The 18486-nt window shown below is 59.6% G+C and carries 19 protein-coding genes; 18 read left to right on the top strand and 1 reads right to left on the bottom strand.

The annotated features are described in order from the left end of the window. Window positions 1–2 precede the first annotated feature (2 nt). Window positions 3–1010 carry a signal recognition particle-docking protein FtsY gene (gene ftsY / locus HII33_RS09555; protein WP_179395568.1) on the top strand — a complete coding sequence of 336 codons (1008 nt, stop codon included), beginning with the start codon at window positions 3–5 and terminating at the stop codon, window positions 1008–1010. Between the two features lie 146 nt (window positions 1011–1156). Here the strand turns inward: ftsY and HII33_RS09550 are convergent, their stop codons facing one another. Beyond that, the gene (locus HII33_RS09550; RefSeq protein WP_179395567.1) at window positions 1157–1471 is read right to left on the bottom strand and encodes a hypothetical protein; all 315 of its coding nucleotides are present in this window, start codon (window positions 1469–1471) and stop codon (window positions 1157–1159) included. A 236-nt stretch (window positions 1472–1707) separates the two neighbouring features. Between HII33_RS09550 and HII33_RS09545 the strand changes: the two genes are divergently transcribed. From HII33_RS09545 to HII33_RS09465, 17 genes are all read left to right on the top strand, one after another. Next, window positions 1708–2049 (top strand): putative DNA-binding protein, encoded by a 342-nt coding sequence (locus HII33_RS09545; RefSeq protein WP_179395566.1) that lies wholly within the window; start codon window positions 1708–1710, stop codon window positions 2047–2049. 15 nt (window positions 2050–2064) lie between these two features. Beyond that, complete coding sequence (gene ffh, locus HII33_RS09540) at window positions 2065–3501, top strand: signal recognition particle protein (protein WP_179395565.1); 1437 nt, start codon at window positions 2065–2067, stop codon at window positions 3499–3501. 211 nt (window positions 3502–3712) lie between these two features. Then, window positions 3713–3913 carry a helix-turn-helix transcriptional regulator gene (locus HII33_RS09535; protein ID WP_179395564.1) on the top strand — a complete coding sequence of 67 codons (201 nt, stop codon included), beginning with the start codon at window positions 3713–3715 and terminating at the stop codon, window positions 3911–3913. 3 nt (window positions 3914–3916) lie between these two features. After that, entirely contained in the window at window positions 3917–4387 is a 471-nt protein-coding gene (locus tag HII33_RS09530) for a DUF2178 domain-containing protein (protein ID WP_179395563.1), read from the top strand. Window positions 4388–4496: 109 nt separating this feature from the next. After that, complete coding sequence (gene rpsP / locus HII33_RS09525) at window positions 4497–4772, top strand: 30S ribosomal protein S16 (protein WP_179395562.1); 276 nt, start codon at window positions 4497–4499, stop codon at window positions 4770–4772. Window positions 4773–4780: 8 nt separating this feature from the next. Next, window positions 4781–5029: a KH domain-containing protein gene (locus HII33_RS09520; protein ID WP_179395561.1), complete on the top strand. Its 249-nt coding sequence runs from the start codon at window positions 4781–4783 to the stop codon at window positions 5027–5029. Window positions 5030–5094: 65 nt separating this feature from the next. Beyond that, window positions 5095–5613 carry a ribosome maturation factor RimM gene (gene rimM, locus HII33_RS09515; RefSeq protein ID WP_179395560.1) on the top strand — a complete coding sequence of 173 codons (519 nt, stop codon included), beginning with the start codon at window positions 5095–5097 and terminating at the stop codon, window positions 5611–5613. Beyond that, on the top strand, window positions 5603–6358 hold the full coding sequence (gene trmD / locus HII33_RS09510) for a tRNA (guanosine(37)-N1)-methyltransferase TrmD (RefSeq protein WP_179395559.1): 756 nt from the start codon (window positions 5603–5605) through the stop codon (window positions 6356–6358). Before rimM ends, trmD begins: the two co-directional genes overlap by 11 nt. A 1132-nt stretch (window positions 6359–7490) precedes the next feature. Next, on the top strand, window positions 7491–9227 hold the full coding sequence (locus HII33_RS09505; protein WP_179395558.1) for an ABC transporter ATP-binding protein: 1737 nt from the start codon (window positions 7491–7493) through the stop codon (window positions 9225–9227). Between the two features lie 2 nt (window positions 9228–9229). Next, window positions 9230–11326 carry an ABC transporter ATP-binding protein gene (locus HII33_RS09500; RefSeq protein WP_179395557.1) on the top strand — a complete coding sequence of 699 codons (2097 nt, stop codon included), beginning with the start codon at window positions 9230–9232 and terminating at the stop codon, window positions 11324–11326. A 132-nt stretch (window positions 11327–11458) separates the two neighbouring features. Further along, window positions 11459–11806: a 50S ribosomal protein L19 gene (gene rplS / locus HII33_RS09495; protein WP_179395556.1), complete on the top strand. Its 348-nt coding sequence runs from the start codon at window positions 11459–11461 to the stop codon at window positions 11804–11806. Between the two features lie 106 nt (window positions 11807–11912). Next, on the top strand, window positions 11913–12086 hold the full coding sequence (locus HII33_RS09490) for a hypothetical protein (protein ID WP_179395555.1): 174 nt from the start codon (window positions 11913–11915) through the stop codon (window positions 12084–12086). An 18-nt stretch (window positions 12087–12104) separates the two neighbouring features. Next, window positions 12105–12350: a DUF896 domain-containing protein gene (locus HII33_RS09485; RefSeq protein WP_179395554.1), complete on the top strand. Its 246-nt coding sequence runs from the start codon at window positions 12105–12107 to the stop codon at window positions 12348–12350. A gap of 82 nt (window positions 12351–12432) precedes the next feature. After that, the gene (locus tag HII33_RS09480) at window positions 12433–12651 is read left to right on the top strand and encodes a YneF family protein (protein ID WP_179395553.1); all 219 of its coding nucleotides are present in this window, start codon (window positions 12433–12435) and stop codon (window positions 12649–12651) included. 147 nt (window positions 12652–12798) lie between these two features. Beyond that, window positions 12799–14553, top strand: coding sequence for an ABC transporter transmembrane domain-containing protein (locus tag HII33_RS09475; protein WP_179395552.1), 1755 nt, complete (start codon window positions 12799–12801; stop codon window positions 14551–14553). Between the two features lie 31 nt (window positions 14554–14584). Beyond that, window positions 14585–16330, top strand: a complete 1746-nt coding sequence (locus HII33_RS09470; protein WP_179395779.1) for an ABC transporter ATP-binding protein — start codon at window positions 14585–14587, stop codon at window positions 16328–16330. 483 nt (window positions 16331–16813) lie between these two features. Beyond that, window positions 16814–18484 (top strand): ATP-binding cassette domain-containing protein, encoded by a 1671-nt coding sequence (locus HII33_RS09465; RefSeq protein WP_179395551.1) that lies wholly within the window; start codon window positions 16814–16816, stop codon window positions 18482–18484. Window positions 18485–18486 lie beyond the last annotated feature (2 nt).

Here is an 18486-nt window from a genome sequence, read left to right as displayed (position 1 = left end):
ACATGGGATTATTCGATCGAATCAAACAGGCTTTCGGCGGGAGTTCGCCGGAAGCGGAGACGCCGGCCGTCGAGAAGTACGACGCGGGACTCGAAAAAAGCCGTAGCACCTTTGGCGAGCGGCTCAACACGCTGTTTGCGAATTTTCGCACCGTTGATGAGGACTTCTTCGATGACCTCGAGGAGATGTTGATCGGCGCCGACGTCGGTTACGAGACCGCTGTACGCTTGTCCGACGAGCTGCGCGAGTCTGTGAAGCTCCACAACGCGAAGAAGCCCGAGGACGTGGCGCGCGTGATCGTCGGCAAGCTCGTCGACCTGTACGGTGAGGCTGGCGCGCAGGAAGACAACACGCTACACTATGCGACCAGCGGCCCGACCGTTTTCCTCTTCGTCGGGGTCAACGGCGCGGGTAAGACCACGACGATCGGCAAGCTGGCCCACCAACTGCAAGCAGAAGGCAAGTCCGTTCTGCTGGCGGCGGCGGACACCTTCCGTGCGGCGGCCATCGAGCAGCTGCAGGAATGGGGCCGACGGGATAACGTGCCTGTCGTGGCGACTCAGGCCGGCGGGGACCCGGCGGCGGTCGTGTACGATGCCGTCCAGCGCGCCAAGGCCGATCAGGTCGACGTGTTGCTCGTCGACACAGCCGGCCGCCTACAGAATAAGGTCAACCTGATGAAGGAGCTCGATAAGATCAAGCGCGTGATCGTGCGCGAGCTCCCAGACGCCCCGCAAGAGGTCCTGCTGGTACTTGATGCGACGACGGGCCAAAACGCGCTGAGCCAGGCCAAGGAGTTCAACCAGACCACCAGCATCTCCGGCATCGTCTTGACCAAGCTAGACGGCTCGGGCAAAGGCGGCATCGTCTTGGCGATCCGCAACGAGTTGCACGTGCCGGTCAAGCTCGTCGGGTTGGGCGAGGGGATGGACGACTTGCAGGCCTTCGATCCAAACAAGTTCGTCTATGGGCTCTTCAAGGGCCTGATCGACGTACCGGCGGACGACTAGCCTTGGTCAGCACATGCTAGCATGCAAATAGGACCCCAGCGCCGCGGCATAAACCGTGGCGCTGGGGTCCTATTCGCGGTGCCGCGCCGTCAGGCGGTAGCCCTAATCAAAAACGCCGCCTGATCGGCGACGTTCAGCCATGCGAGTTATGCTGCAGCGGGCTTCTTCTCGCGCCCGAGGACCAGCTGGAGCAGGATCATCACGGCGTAGCCGATGATGATGTAAAACAACAGCGGACCGTTCGTGACGGAGTCGACGAACCAGTACTTCTGCCAAGCCGTGTTGGACATCACCACGTCGAAGATCACGGCGGCCAGCAGGCCCAGCGTGTTCAGGATGGCGAAGAACCACAAGTTGCCGTTCTCGCGGTTGTGCACGTAGACGGCGGAGAAGAGGATGTTCCAGGCGGCCCAGCCGAGCAAGGCTAGGATCACGCCCCAGTAAAGAATCGTTGCTACCATAATTGTCCCTCCAATTCAATGCACCCTTATTTTAACACGGATGTAAGCGCAACACATCCATTTTGTGAAAGTTGATACAGATTGTGCTGGCTGCAGGACCCGCGGCCGGCCGGCATTCGGCCTGGCGTGTGACAGTTGGCCCAGGCCGTGAGGGGCCGTCTCCGGCGCAAGCCGCATTGACGCGTCGCCGCTCGACCGGTATTCTTATAAAAGGACAATTTAGAAGGACTGACGAGATGGAAATCGATAAAAACAACCGAATGAATTCGCTGTTCGAGTTTTATGGCGCGCTGCTCACGTCGAAGCAGCATAGTTACCTCGAGCTGTATTACGGCGACGACTATTCCCTGGGCGAGATCGCCACGGAGTTCGACGTGTCACGCCAGGCGGTGTATGATAACATTCGCCGCACGGAGGCTAGCTTGGAGGAATACGAGGCCAAGCTGCACCTGCTGGCCAACTATCAGGCGCAGAATCAGGCGGTCGACGCCTTGGTCCGGTACGTACACGGACGCTACGCCGAAGACGCCGAGCTGAGCACGCTTTTGTCACGCGTCGCCGAACAGGCCGCGCGCTGATCAGAGGAGGAAACCATGGCATTTGAAGGATTATCCGAACGATTGCAAAAAGCCTTCGCGGGCCTGCGCCGCAAGGGCAAGGTCACTGAGGCAGACGTCCGTGACACGATGCGCGAGATCCGCCTCGCCTTGCTGGAAGCCGACGTCAATTTCGGCGTCGTCAAGGACTTCGTCAAGTCCGTGCGCGACAAAGCGCTCGGGGCTGAGGTACTTGAGAGCCTGACGCCGGGGCAGCAGATCATCAAGATCGTCAACGATGAACTGGTCGCGACGATGGGCGAAGCGGCCGTGCCGCTGAACAAGTCGCCGCACATCCCGACGATCATCATGATGGTCGGTCTGCAAGGGGCCGGGAAGACGACGACGGTCGGGAAGCTGTCGAAGTACCTGATCGAGACCCAAAAGGCGCGGCCACTGCTGATCGCGGCCGACGTCTACCGGCCAGCCGCGATCGACCAGCTGCAAGTCGTCGGTCAGTCGGTCGGGGTGCCGGTCTTCGAAATGGGCACCGACACTGACCCGCGTGAGATCGTGCGCCAAGGGCTGGCCCAGGCCGACCTGCAGCATAACGACTACGTGATCATCGATACCGCCGGGCGGTTGCAGATCGACGAGAAGTTGATGACTGAGCTGACCGACATCAAGGCGATCGCGCAGCCAACCGAGATCCTGCTCGTTGTCGATTCGATGACCGGGCAGGCGGCGACCGACGTGGCGAAGGGCTTCAACGATCAACTCGACTTGACCGGCGTGGTCTTGACCAAACTTGACGGGGACACCCGTGGTGGGGCGGCGCTGTCGATCCGCAAAGTGACGGGCAAGCCGATCAAGTTCATCGGGCAAGGCGAGAAGATGGACGCGCTCGACGTGTTCTATCCGGACCGCATGGCGAACCGGATCCTCGGCATGGGCGACATGCTGACGCTGATCGACAAGGCCCAGAAGAACTTTGACGAGAAGCAGGCGATGGAAGTCGCCGAGAAGATCAAAGAGAATTCCTTTGACTTCAACGACTTCCTCGACCAGATGGACCAGGTCTCCAGCATGGGGTCGTTCGATGAGATCATGAAGATGATCCCGGGCCTAGCGAACAATCCGGCGATGAAGAATTTTCATGTTGACCCCAAAGACATTGCGCACCAAAAGGCCATCGTCTACTCGATGACGCCGGCCGAGCGCGAGGACCCGGATCTGCTCAACCCGAGTCGCCGGCGCCGGATCGCGGCAGGGGCCGGGCGGCCGATCGTCGAGGTCAACCGCATGATCAAGCAGTTCAACCAGTCCAAGCAGATGATGAGCCAGATGTATAAGGGCAACTTCGCCGGCATGGAAGGCATGATGGGCGGTGGGATCCAAGGCCGCCTCGGCAAGATGGCGATGAACAACATGATCCGCAAGCAGAAGAAGAACAAGAAGAAACGCCTGAAGAACGTCAAGCGGTTCAAGTCCTAGCCAAGCGCAGGCGCTTGGCGATCGATCCAAATCCTGCACCGCCATCCCGCACCGCCGCACCGATTCGCACGTCGAATCGGTGCGGCGGTGTTTGTTTGGGCTTGAGGCCGGTGCTGCGCTTGACCGCCATTCTTTTTGAGGTGTGCAGTTGACTTCACATTAGGGACGTGGTTTACTACTAGGTGAAGACAACTTCACTTTGGAGGCACACATGCAACTGATCAACGATGTGGCCGCGGCGCGCAAAGCGCGGGGCTGGACGCAAGAAGCCCTGGCTGAACGGGTCGGGGTGACACGCCGCACGATCATTTCATTAGAGAAGGGGCACTATACGCCGTCGCTGACGCTTGGGCTGATGATCGCAACGGCGCTTCAGGTCCCGGTCGCAGACCTGTTTCGACTGGAGGAATGAGGAATGAAAAAAATTGCGTTTGTTCAGATCGGTAATGCCATCTTGAGTGGCCTGTTCGCGTTTGCGGCCATCGACGTGATCCGCCATTCGACTAGCACCGCATCGGCTGCGGCGTTCTGGCTGACACTGCGGTTCGGATGGCCCATGCTGGTGTTCCTGGCTTATGGGCTGGTCTTCGAGGTGGCGCAGCACCTCTATCCGCGGCTCGACGCGAGCTTTGACCCCCAGCAGGGCGAACAAAGCGCGGCCGATGAACGTGAACTTCAGATCGGGCGGTTGGCCGCGGCCAAGACTAGCCAGTGGGTCCTGGGGATCGTCCTGACGGGACTGATGGTCGTCGTTGTGCTGACGGTCAGCGCGACCATCACGAAGCAGCTGCTGGGGATGATCACGGCCGGAATGCTCGGCGCCACGGCCAGTGCCTATTACCTGATGTATCTCATCGAATGGTGGCGGCTCGACCGGCACCTGTGAGGGAGCAGTCCACCACACAAAAATATCGGTTGTAAAGAAAAAACTCTTTACACGCCCAATAAGCTTTGCTATTATATTGAGGTTGAGAAATTTACAGGAGGTGGACTTAATGGCAGTTAAAATTCGTTTGAAGCGGATGGGTTCTAAGCGTAAGCCTTTCTACCGCGTTGTGGTTGCTGATTCTCGCTCCCCACGTGATGGTCGGTTTATCGAATCCGTTGGCTACTACAACCCATTAACCGAACCAGTTGACTTGAAGTTGGACGAAGACAACATCTTGGCATGGCTTCAGAAGGGCGCGCAGCCTTCCGATACCGTTCGCAACTTGCTTTCCAGCAAGGGCATCATGCAAAAGTATCACGAAGCACGCTTTGCTAAGAAGTAGGGGATAACGTGGACATTGCTGCACTGATTCGAGCAATCGTGGCGCCATTAGTCACACACCCCGAGGCCGTCGTGATCACGCCGCACGAAACGGCGGATTACATGGCTTTTGACTTGATCGTCGCCCCTGATGATGTCGGTCGGGTGATCGGCAAGGGTGGTCGGGTCGCACAGGCGATCCGCACCATCGTTTATGCCGTCAAGTCACCATATACCAAGCGTGTGCGTCTGAACATCATGGACGCGCCGCATGACTAAAAAGGTCGGCAATCGCCGGCCTTTTTAGTTAAGTGACGAGAGACTGGAAGAATGAGGAGAACAACATGTCGAATCTGTATCACGTGGGTAAGATCGTCAACACGCATGGCATCAAGGGTGAGTTGAAGATTGTCCCGATCACCGATTTTCCCGAGCAGCGCTTCGCCAAGGGGAGCAAGCTGGTCATCGAGGCGGCCCCGAACGTTGACGTCGAAGTCGCACACGTCCGCCAGCAAAAGGGGCTCTACTTGCTGAGCCTCAAGGGGTACGACGACATCAACCTCGTGCTACCCTTCAAGGGGCACCTGTTGTCCGTCCGCGAGACGGACCTTCAGGCGCTTGATGACGGGGAGTATTACTACCACGACATCATCGGCTTGACCGTGATCGATCAGACCGGTGCGACCCTGGGTCAGGTCACTGAGATCCTCGCGCCGGGGCCTAACGACGTCTGGGTGATCCCGCGTCCCGGGCAGCCAGATATCCTCTTACCGTTCTTGAACAGTGTGGTGCAACGCATCGACTTGGCGACCAAGACCGCCTATGTCGACGTGCCAGCGGGGTTGATCGACGATGCGGATTGATGTGTTGAGCCTGTTTCCTGACATGTTTGCGCCGCTTCAGCAGTCGATCATCGGCAAAGCACTTGAGCGCGACCTGATGCAATTCAATGTCATCGACTATCGTCAGTACACCCACGACAAGCACAATCACGTCGACGACACCCCATACGGTGGCGGTGCAGGGATGCTGCTCAAGCCCGAGCCATTGTTCGAGGCGATGGACGCGCTGGATGCGGCGGCCCCTGGGCCTAAGCGCGTGATCTTGCTCGACCCGGCCGGGCGCAAGTTCGACCATGTGGCGGCTAAGTCACTGGCGCAAGAGGCGCACTTGGTGTTCATCTGTGGCCATTATGAAGGCTACGATGAGCGCATCCGCACCCTGGTCACCGACGAATACTCGATCGGCGATTTTGTCTTGACCGGCGGCGAGTTGCCGGCGATGATGATGATCGACGCGACCGTGCGCTTTTTGCCCGGGGTGCTCGGTAATGAGCAAAGCGCCGCGACCGATAGCTTCGAAGACGGCCTGCTCAACTATCCGGAATACACCCGGCCGCCGGTCTACCGGGGGATGGCGGTGCCGGAGGTGTTGCAAAACGGGAACCACCAGCTGATCGCGCAGTGGCGACTCAAAGAGTCGTTGCGGCGAACTTACGAGCGCCGGCCGGACCTTCTAGAGACGCTGACACTGGACAAGAACGCGCAAAAACTGTTGCGTGAAGTCGAACGTGAAGCCCGGACGGTGAGCGCACCGGATGAAGCCTGATCATCGATATTGCAAGCCTGACCGTCGAGTGGCGGTCAGGCTTGTTTTTGCGTCAGGGCGGGCCGAGGAGATGGTCAAACTGGGGAGACCGGTCGTTGGGCACTTGTGGTGGCATGGGTGCAGTCGGTCTAACGCAGGCTCGAGCCTGGTTGCGCGCGACATTGTGTTTTTGGGGGCTGACGTTGGGTGGGGACTGAGCAACGGTGGGAGCTTGCGTACTGCTTCCCGACTTTCGTCGAGCTACGGACTCGCAACGCGGGCATGTCTTGCTTCCGTTCGGCTTCGCCTCACGCCGCAGGACACATGAAGCATCGCTGCATGTGTCCGGCTAGGCTAGCCGTCCCGCTAAGGGCGGCTTTGCGCCGCTCTGGTTCGTCGAGCTGCGAAGCGCATGTGGGTGCGGTCTAAGTCGTTCCAACGCAAGGCCCAAGCCCGGGGCCTCACGTTAGGCCGCCTTAGCCCAACCCGCATGACCGCGCTTCTCCGCTCTGGAGTTTTCAGACACACCAAAGCCGCCCCCAGGGCACCTGAGGACGCCTTTGGCTGACTACCGCGGCTGCCCCGCGGGGGCGCCCGGCCGGGGGTGAACGGTCTGCCATCGACCGGCCGGGTGGTGACGCGGTCAGTCTGCGTCACCGTCTTGGTTATCCCGCCAGATTCAGACCGTCTGGCGTGGCAGCGTGCAGTTGCACCGATCACCACCGTCTTGCCTTGTGCCCGGTGGTGTCACCCAATTTCAACCAGCTAGCGTGTGTATGGTCCGCCGCGCCTCACCGTATCGATACTCCGGGTTGAGCCTACCGAGGACGCAATGCCCCTGGATGACTTCGGCTGTCCGTCGGGTTACCGGTCTCGTTGCGCTGACGCGATCACCCGGCGGAACCTCCCTGGATTACCTGCAGTCTACTGCGGGCCCGTGGGTTTGACAACTAAAACGACTCGGGCCTCGGCCTGGTCGACCGCAATAAACAATTAAATTAATTGAGTAAATTGCTTGTCACTATATCTAAATAAGCGTATAATCCAAATCCGCTGCTCTTTGATCTCAATGCCCAAGACGGGCCACGCCGTGTGCGGGGATCCGCCATTCGTGTGGGCAAGAGAGCGGACGTGAACAACGGAGGGATACGATATGGTAGGCAAAGCAATCGCGAAGCACAAAGGCCTGGTCACGGTCGCCGTGCTGATGATGCTCCTGCAGGTGGGGGCCGCACTGTGGCAACCCAGCTACATGAAGGAGATCCTGAGCGTGATGGCGGATCTCTCGCTGTCAACCACCAAGAAGATCGACAAGATCAGCGGTTACGGCCTTGGCCTGATCGCCATCGCTGTGATGGGCCTGATCGGGTCGGTGCTCAACACCCTGGCGGCGGCCAAGCTCGCCCAGACGGTGTCCGCCGATCTGCGTGAGCAGACGTTCCGCAAGATCCAGACGTTCTCCTATGAAGACATCGAAAAATTCAAGTCGGAGAACTTGGTCGTGCGGATGACCAATGACATCAACCAGATCCAGATGCTTCTGATGATGGTCTTCCAGGTGCTGATCCGCGTGCCACTGCTGTTCGTCGGCGCCTTCATCCTCTCGATCATGACCATGCCACGGCTGTGGTGGATCATCGTGGTGATGGTCGTGCTGATCGTGGCGGTCACCGGCGTCTCGATGGGCCGCATGGGCCCACACTTCGCGGCGTTCCAGCGGCTGATCGACAAGATCAACGGGATCGCGAAAGACAATCTGCGCGGCGCGCGCGTCGTCAAGTCGTTCGTCCAAGAGGACAGTCAGGCGGCCAAGTTCGATGCGGCGTCAGATGAGCTCAACGGCCACAACTTGGCGGTGGGGTACACGTTTGCAGCGATGATCCCAGCCTTCACGGTGATCTCGCAACTGGCGATCTTCCTAGCGATCTGGCTGGTATCGACGGTCGTCACCCAGAGCCCGAGTGTCGCGCAGGACCAGCTCGGCGGGATCATGTCATTCATCCAGTACATGATGCAGATCATGTTTGCCATCATCATGGGCGGCATGATGTCGATGTTCGCCTCACGCGGGTTCGTGTCAATGGGGCGGATCGCCGAGGTGCTGAATACGCCTGTGACGATGACCTATGACACCGAGGCCGTCGAGGACCTGGCGGGCACCGTTGAGTTCGACCACGTGACTTTCGCGTATCCGAACGACGCCCAGCCGACGCTCAAGGACATCAGCTTCAAGTTAACGGCCGGATCGATGGTCGGGGTGGTCGGCGCGACCGGCGCCGGTAAGTCGACGCTGGCCCAGCTGATCCCACGGCTCTTCGATCCGACTGAAGGGACCGTGCGTGTCGGCGGCCAGGACCTGCGCCATGTGTCGCAGGCCACGCTTCACAACACGATCTCGATCGTCTTGCAAAAAGCGATTCTGTTTTCCGGGACCATCGCGGGCAACTTACGCCAAGGTAAGGCAGACGCGACGACGCAGGAGATGGACCGCGCCGCCAAGATCGCGCAGGCGGCCGAGTTCATCGAGCGGCTACCGGAGCGTTATGACGCACCGGTGGAAGAGCGTGGGAACAATTTTTCCGGCGGTCAAAAGCAGCGGATGTCGATCACGCGCGGCGTGATCAAGCAGCCGAAAGTCCTGATCCTCGACGATTCAACGTCAGCGCTAGACGCCCGGTCAGAGAAGTTGGTCCAGGAGGCGTTCGACCGGGAACTGCAAGGGACAACGACGATCATCATTGCCCAGAAGATCTCCAGCGTCGTGCACGCGGATACGATCCTGGTCCTCGATGAAGGACGCTTAGTCGCGCAAGGCACGCACCACGAGCTGGTCGCGTCCAGTGATGTCTACCGCAAGATCTACGAGACCCAAAAGGCGAAGGAGGCGTAAGCATGAGCGATACGAGTCGCGCCATCAAGTTTTTCTACCTCTACTTCAAGAAGTACAAGCTACAATTTGCCGTGATCGCGGTCCTGATCTTCGCCGCGACCTACCTTCAGGTCAAGGCGCCGGTGGTCATGGGGGATGCGATCACGCACCTGTCGACCTATGTCGGGGACTACTTCACCCATCAGCACGCCCCGGAGGCGACCAAAGCACTCAAGCAGATCGCGGCGGCTGGGCCCCAGGCGCAAGATGCGCTCCAAGGGATCGCGACGAAGCTGAGTCAAGCGACCGGCCATACCGTGGCCTGGACCAGTCTGACAGATGCGACGGTGCCGACGCAGGTGGCGGCGGCACTACCCAAGGGGACCACGATCGATGGGCTCCAGCAGGTGGCGGCGATGCCGGACAGCTGGAAGGCCCTGACGGACGCCAACGTGCCCGCCGCACTGACCGCGAGCCTGCCGAAGGGCACCACCATTCACAGTCTGCATCAGGTCGCCGTGTCCGCGGCGGCCAGCAAGGCGGACTTCATGGGCACCATGTGGAAGCTGCTCGCCTTTTATGTGATGACCGGGGTGGCGCAGCTGCTCTACACGCTGTTGTTCACCCGCATCGTCGCGCATTCCACCAACCGGATGCGCAAAGGGTTGTTCGGGAAGCTTGAACGGATGACGATCGCGTATTTTGACCGGCACGAAGACGGCGACATCCTCGCACGCTTCACGTCGGACCTCGATAACATCCAGAACACGCTGAACCAGGCCGCCGTCAACGTGACGACCAACATCGCGCTGTTCATCGGGATCGTCATCATGATCTTCCGCCAAAACGTCAGCTTGGCGTGGGTCACCGTCTCCACGACCCCAGTCGCCGTGCTGTGCGCGGTCGTGATCGTGATGCAGGCCAAGCGCTATACTGACCGCCAACAGGCCGAAGTCGGGGTGCTGAATGCGTACATGGACGAGAAGATCTCCGGCCAAAAGGCGATCATCGTCGAGGGCCAGCAGCAAGAAACGATCGCCGGGTTCGTCGAGAAGAACGACCGCGTCCAGCGCTCGACCTTTGCCGCCCAGGCGTGGTCGGGCATGATCTTCCCGTTGATGAACGGCTTTTCACTGCTCACAACGGCGCTGGTGATTTTCTTGGGCACCAAGATCGCGCTGAACGACGCGTCGATCAGCACGGCCGCGGCGCTGGGCCTGGTCGTGACCTTCATCCAGTACGCCCAGCAGTATTACAATCCGATCATGCAGATCTCCAGCTCCTTTGGGCAGCTGCAGCTGGCGGTCACCGGTGCGACCCGGCTGAACGTGATGTTCGACGAGCCAGAAGAGGTCCGCCCGGTCGACGGGCTGGCCTTTGACGGGGTCGGCACCGGGATCGCCATCGACCATGTCGACTTCGGCTACCTGCCGGGCAAGCCGATCCTCAAAGACGTGTCAATCGACGTGGCGCCTGGCCAGATGGTCGCGCTCGTCGGGCCGACCGGCTCCGGTAAGACTACCGTCATGAACTTGATGAACCGCTTCTACGACGTCGATGACGGTGCGATCCGCTACGACGGGACCGACATCCGGGCGTTCGACCTCGATCAGCTGCGCGCGAAGGTCGGGATCGTCCTGCAGGAGTCCGTGCTCTTCGCCGGCACCATCGCGGATAACATCCGCTTCGGCCAACCGGACGCTAGCATGGAAGAGGTGATCACGGCGGCCAAGACGACGCACATCCATGAGTTCATTGACGCGCTGCCGGAAGGGTACGAGACCTATGTCGACGAGAGCAACTCCGTCTTCTCAGTCGGCCAAAAACAGCAGATCTCGATCGCCCGGACCATCTTGACTGACCCAGCCGTCTTGATCCTCGATGAAGCGACCAGTAACGTCGACACCGTCACCGAGCAGCAGATCCAGTGGGCGATGGAAGCGGCCATCGCCGGGCGGACGAGCTTCGTGATCGCACACCGCCTGAAGACGATCCTGAACGCCGACAAGATCGTCGTGCTCAAGGACGGTCAGGTGATCGAGGTCGGGACGCATGACGAACTCGTCGCGGCTGACGGCTTTTACGCCGAGCTTTACCACAACCAGTTCGTCTTCGAGTAGGCGCCCGTCAAGAAGTCGGACTTTACACCCCGACGACGCTATGCTACACTATGGACTTGTGATAACTCACAACAACAACGATATTCCGCTGGTCGGGACGATTAAGAATGTCGGTAAAAGGAGAAGCTTTTCATGAACCCAATTATTGCAGAAATCACGAAGTCCCAGCTTCGCGACGATATCCCTGAATTCCGCCCTGGTGACACCGTGCGGGTCCACGCCAAGATCGTCGAAGGCGAACGCGAACGTGTTCAGATCTTCGAAGGCGTTGTGATCAAGCGTCGCGGCGTTGGCATCAGCGCAATGTACACGGTCCGCAAGATCTCTAGCGGCGTTGGCGTTGAACGGACCTTCCCTCTCCACACCCCGCGTGTCGAGAAGATCGAAGTCGTTCGTCACGGCCAAGTTCGGCGTGCGAAGCTCTACTACCTGCGTGCACTGCGTGGGAAGGCTGCTCGTATCAAAGAGAAGCGTCGTTAATCCTGAAAAGGCCGCGAGAGCGGTCTTTTTATTTGACCAGCGCTCCGCGTTGCGGGGCCGTCGCTGCGGAGACCAGAGACGCGATTCCACGAAAGGAGGCAGTCAGATGGACCAGATCATCTATGTCGTGTTGTACGCGCAACCGGATGAACCGGTGCGCCTGATCAAAGCCTTCCAGTCGGCGCGGCGCGCGGCGGAGTACGTCGACATGCTTCGACGCGCCCCGTTTCCGGACCAGTCACCGGCCGGCTACCAGTACCAGGCGCTACATTTGAATTAAGCCAAGGGAGATGAGCAGATGGCAGAACAACCTCAGGAACGCTTAGCGCGGATCAACGAGCTGGCCCACAAGGCCAAGACCGTTGGCCTCACAGATGCGGAGACCGCAGAGCGCCAGGCACTGCGCGAGGCCTACCTGGCCGACTTTCGCGCCGGGTTCCGCGAGCAGATCGAGACCACGTCCTTCGTCAACAAGCAGGGCAAGGAATGGACGCCCAAAAAAGTGATCGAGATCCAAAAGAAACGCGGTTTGCGGCAAGATTAGGCTTTCAAACTGACGTGAGCTTTTGTACAATGATAGAGTTGAAACTTGTACGAACGGGTACACCAAGAGGGGAGGAACGAACATGACTTTCGCATTAGGGTTGATCCTCGGTGCGTTGTTGGGGGCCATTGCAGGCTTTTACGGCGCGCGAGCTTACATGAAGAAGTATTTCCGCGATAATCCCCCTGTGAATGAAGAGATGATGCGCAGCATGATGATGTCAATGGGGCAGAAGCCTTCTGAGAAGAAATTGAATCAGATGATGCAGCAGATGAAGCAGGCACAAAAGCGCACCAAGTAAGTCACGCTTTGCGGGAATCGGTTCGGTCGATCATGACCGAACCGTTTTGTTTTGCGACAGGCCGGCGATTTCTCATCGGGTTATTTGCATTCACTTAGCAAAAAATTATATAATTTCTGGACAATCTCATTTTGGAGGCAACGAACTGTGGGCATTTTCAAAAAACTCGGTTGGTACTTTCAACAGGAAAAGAAGCGCTATGGCTTCGGGATCTTCTGCCTGCTGTTAGTCGCTTTGGTGAACCTGATCCCACCGAAAGTCATCGGGACCTTGGTCGACGCCATGGATAAACGCGATCTAACTAGTGATCGCTTACTGCTGTGGCTGGCGCTCTTGCTGTTTGCGGGTGTCGGCCAGTACGTCTTCCGCTTCGGCTGGCGCAACGCCATCTGGGGTGGCGCCGCGAAGCTGGAAAAGACGCTGCGCACCCGGCTGTTTTGGCACTTCATGAAGATGGATGCGACATTCTACCAGAAGCACCGGACTGGTGACCTGATGGCGCACGCGACCAACGACCTCAACGCGGTCCAAAACGTTGCAGGGGCCGGGATCTTGACCCTGTTCGACTCGGTCATCACCGGTGGGACCACGATCCTAGCGATGGTCTTTTTCGTCGACTGGCGTCTGACCATTCTGGCGATCCTGCCGATGCCGCTGCTCGCGGTGATGGCCCGTAAGCTGGGGATGAAGCTCCACGCGGCCTTCGCGCACTCACAGGCGGCGTTCTCCCGCCTGAACGACAAGACGCAAGAATCTGTCTCCGGGATCAAGGTGATCAAGACATTCGGTCAGGAGCAGGAGGACACCGCGGATTTCAATAAGATCGTTGACAAGACGATCACGATCAACAAGAAGGTCAACTTCTTGGACGCGCTGTTCGATCCGACCACCAGCCTGATCATGGGGATCACCTACGTCATCACGATCGTCTACGGCGGTCACCTGGTCTTGAGCAGTCAGATCTCGATCGGCCAGCTGGTCTCCTTTGTCTCGTATGTGTCATCATTGGTCTGGCCGATGTTTGCCATCGGGCGGTTGTTCAACATCCTGGAACGCGGGAATGCCTCGTATGACCGGGTGAACCTGCTGCTTCAAGAGAAGAGCGCGATCCTCGAGGCACCGGATGCGATCACGACCCCCGCGCACGGCGACATCCGCTTCAAGGTCAATAAGTTCAGCTACCCGAACGACGACCACGCGACGTTGATCAACGTGCACTTCACGCTGCATGAAGGCGACACGCTGGGCATCGTCGGCCGCGTCGGCGCTGGCAAGAGCACGATCTTCAAGCTCCTGTTGCGCGAGTTCGACCAGTACGATGGGGTGATCGAATTCGGCGGGCACGACATCCGCCAGTACGCGCTGGATGCCCTGCTGGATTCGATCGGCTACGTGCCGCAGGACAACTTCCTGTTCTCGACCACTGTGGCGGACAACATTCGCTTCAGCGCCTTTGAGAAGGACCAGGGGGAGGTCGAAGAGGCCGCGCGCGAAAGTGCCGTCCATAATGACATCTTGGACTTCGCGGAAGGCTACGGGACGCTGGTCGGTGAGCGCGGGGTCAGCCTGTCCGGCGGCCAGAAGCAGCGCCTGTCGATCGCCCGGGCGGTGATCACGACGCCGGAGCTGCTGATCCTTGACGATTCGCTGTCAGCGGTCGATGCGAAGACCGAAAACGAGATCCTCGGCAACCTCAAAGGCGAGCGGGCCAACAAGACGACGATCATCGCGGCCCAACGCCTGAGCTCTGTGATGCACGCCAACGAGATCATCGTGCTGGAAGACGGCCATGTGATCGAGCGCGGCACCCACGCGGAACTATTGGCGACGCACGGCTGGTACGCTGAGATGTGGCAGAAGCAAGAACTCGAACAAAAGATCGAAGGTGAGACCCTTGGCTAAATACGAAAGTGCATGGGCGCGCAGTATCCCGATGAAAGAGCAGCTTCAGATCATGAAGCGATTGCTCGGCTACACCCGGCCGTACAAGAAGCAGTTCATCGGGGCGATCGTTGCCGCCGGCTTCCTAGCCGGTGTCAATGTCTTGCTGCCGCAAGTGCTCCAAAAATACATGGATGATTACTTGAGTCACATGAACGCGACCACCGCGATCATTTTTGCCTTCGGCGTCATCTATGCCGTCGGGACTGTGATCAAGGCGGTCTTCCAGTTCTTCCAGACCTTCCTGTTTTCGATGGGCTCCGAGCGTGGGTTGGAAGACGTGCGGCGCCAGCTGTTCAAGAAGCTGCACGCACTGGGGATGCGTTATTTTGACCAAACGCCGGCCGGCTCCATCGTCAGCCGGGTGACCAACGACACGATGACACTGACCGATTTTTGGAACGTGATCCTCAGCGTGATCGTCGGGCTGTTCTCCGTGATCTCCAGCTTCGTCACGATGTACGTGCTCAATGCCCGCATCGCGATGACGGTCCTGGCGTTCCTGCCAGTGCTGCTGATCGTGATCTGGTATTACAGCCACTACTCCAGCAAAGTCTACCGGCACATGCGGGAGAAGCTCTCGGAGCTGAACACCAAGCTGAACGAGTCGATCGAAGGCATCGGCATCATCCAGCAGTTCCGTCAGGAGAAGCGGATCGCCAGTGAGTTCGAGGCGACCAACGATGAGTACCTCGACTCGCGCAAGGCGATGATCCGCACCAACTCGCTGTTGCTGTCGCCGATCATCAACCTGCTGTACAGCCTTGGCCTGATCGCTGTGTTGTGGGCGTTCGGCCTGATCTCACTGCACAGTTATGTCGAAGCTGGGGTCGTGTACGCTTTCACGACGTACACCGCCAACTTCTTCAACCCGATGACGAACATGATGGACTCGCTGTCCTTCTTCCAAGACGGGGTCGTTGCCGGTAGCCGGATCTTCCGGATCCTGGACAACACGGAGTACGCACCAGCCCAGAACCCAGGCGCCAGTGCGACCATTACGACCGGCAAGATCGAGTTCAAGCATGTCTCCTTCGCTTACGATGGGGTCCACGAGATCCTGCACGACATCAGCTTTGTCGCCAACCCGGGCGAGACCGTCGCCTTGGTCGGGCACACCGGCTCAGGGAAGTCATCGATCATCAACGTGATGATGCGCTTCTACGAGTTCGGTACGGGGCAGATCCTGATCGATGACGTGGACATCCACGACTACCCGATGGAAGAGTTACGCACCAAGCTCGGCCTGGTACTGCAAGACTCCTTCATGTTCTACGGGGACATCGCCTCGAATATCCGGCTGTTCAACGATAAGATCACCGACGCACAGGTCGAGGCCGCGGCGCAGTTCGTTCAGGCCGACCGGTTCATCGACAAGCTGCCGAACCAGTACCACGCCCGAGTGATCGAAGGGGGGAGCCAGTTCTCAAGCGGTGAGCGCCAGCTTTTGAGCTTCGCCCGCACTGTGGTCACGAACCCGAAGATCCTGGTGCTCGATGAGGCGACCGCCAATATCGACACGGAGACTGAGTCTGTGATCCAAGAAGGGCTGCGCCGTATCCGGCAGGGCCGCACGACCATCGCGATCGCGCACCGGTTGTCGACCATCAAGGACGCGAACCTGATCCTGGTGCTCGATGCCGGCCGGATCATCGAGCGCGGCACGCACGACGAGCTCCTCGCCAAGCAGGGCCGCTACTACGATATGTACCGGTTGCAAAACGGGGATGTTGAGTGACGAACGAGACGCTGACCAAGTGGCCAGCGTCTTTTTGGGTGCCGGCGCGACGGGTTGGCAAGCGCACTGCGCCCCGGGCTGGGACGTCGCAAGCCTTGGCCGCGAGCCCAGCGCAACGCAGGCCGCCTTTCGTGAGCCGGCGAACGGGCTCACCGCTGATCATGCGCGACTCGATCGGCCCGGCAGTGACAAAACAATGAAATTTCGATTAACGTTGCCTTAGGGCCGCACTGTGTTATCCTGTGAGCAAGAAAGTAGCGGAGGTGCCACTGACATGATGAAGTGAGCGTAAATGGGAGCTGACGTGAGACTTGTTTGAAGCCACCACTGGGGCAGTTGACCCCGGTGCGGGGGACGGCCAAGGCGTCAGTCTGCATTGACGATCACCGCCGGCACCAGCCTGGGAGGGATCCCAGGCTTTTTATGTGCCGCCGGACCGGGTCAGCGCCCTTGTCCGTCACCACTGCCAATGGAGGAATCACAATGACGACCAATTATCTGCGCCAGCAGCGGACACGCCTGCTCGGCTACTTGCTACTCGTGCCAGTCGCGGCACTGGCTGAGGTCAGCGTTTCTTGGGTCCTGCGCCTGATCACCGACGTCGTGACGCACAAGTCGCCGCTGTCGTTCACCGCGCTGTGTGCGATCGTGCTGAGTTACATGCTGGTGTCTAACGGCATCAACTTCATCCGCAACATGCAACGGTCTAAGCTGCTGACCCAAGCGACGCGCAACCTGCGCGCAACGCTGTTTGCGGTGCTCGGGCATCTGGCGCTGCACCAGTTCAATACCGATGGGCAAGGGACCCACCTCGCGCGTTTCGGGCAGGAAGCGGAGATGGTGGAGCGCCAGTATTACGGGTCATTACTCAACGGCTACTACCTCGCTTGGCAGTTGGGGATCGCACTGATCGGCACGCTGCTACTGGATGTTCGGGTCATGCTGGTGGTCCTGGTGCTGTCGCTACCGGCGTTCTTCGTGCCGAAGCTGACGCAGCACGCGACCGAGGTCGCCCAGGGCCGGGTAATGACTGCGACGGAGGCCTTCACGGCGCGCGTCGCCGATCTAGCCAACGGGTATGCGACGCTACGGTTGAACCTGGCGCAGACGCGGTTTGGCCGCCTATTCGCGCACGACGCTCAGGCGCTGGCGACCGACACGGTGGCCTATAACCGGGTGCTCAAGTCGATCAACGCCTTGCAGAACCTGCTCAACGACCTGCAGTACCTCGGTACCTGGGTCGTCGGGGGCTACTTCGTGATGCAAGGGACGCTCACGTTGGGGGACCTTGTGGCGTTCTCCCAACTGATGATCTTTGTGTCCTATCCGCTGTTCGAGCTGGTCAGTCTGGTCAGCGATTACCAGGCTGGCCGGGCAGTCAAAGGGCGGCTGGATGCGATCGTCACCAGCGTGCCACCGGTCGCGGCGACACCTGCACTGGCGCCGGTCCACACGATCCGCTACGCACATGTCGGCGTGCAGGTCGCGGGGCAGACGCTGCTGCACGATGTGAATTTGACACTGGACACCACGGCGAAGACGCTGATCGTCGGCGCCAGTGGGAGTGGCAAAAGCACGCTGGTCCGGCTACTGTTCGGGTATTATCCCGCGATCAGCGGCCAGCTGACGCTGGACGGGCGGGCGGTCGACACGCTCACGCTCGATCAGGTCGCCAGCCAAATCGCGTATGTCCCGCAGTCGACGTACGTGTTCACCGCCGACCTCGCGGCGAACACGACGCTGTTTGCCCCCCAGCCCGCCGCAACGGTCACTGCGGCGCTTCAAGCGGCCGGTCTGGGCGACTGGGTGACGCAGCGTGATCAGGCGCTGGCGCAACCGCTGAGCCAAGCGGACACGGCGCTGTCAGGCGGTGAGCGCCAGCGACTGGCGTTGGCGCGTGCCGCGCTGCAGCCGCGGCCGTACACGATCTACGATGAGTTGACCACCGGACTGGACCCGCAGATCGCGGCGAGCATCGAGGCGACCGTGTTTGCGCAGCGAGCGGGGTGTGCGTTCATCACGCACCGGTACAACCCGGAGCTGTTTGCCGCGGCCGATCAGATCGTCTGCCTGGCTGCCGGCCGCATCCAAGCCGCCGGCCCGTTGTCAGCACCGGCTGTCCAGCAGGCGCTGGCGGCCCTTCACTTGAACTAGGA

The organism is Lacticaseibacillus absianus (assembly GCF_013407595.1).
Lineage (GTDB): Bacteria > Bacillota > Bacilli > Lactobacillales > Lactobacillaceae > Lacticaseibacillus > Lacticaseibacillus absianus.
The sequence above is the reverse complement of the archived record's forward strand: the minus strand, read 5'-3'. Positions and strand labels throughout refer to the sequence as shown.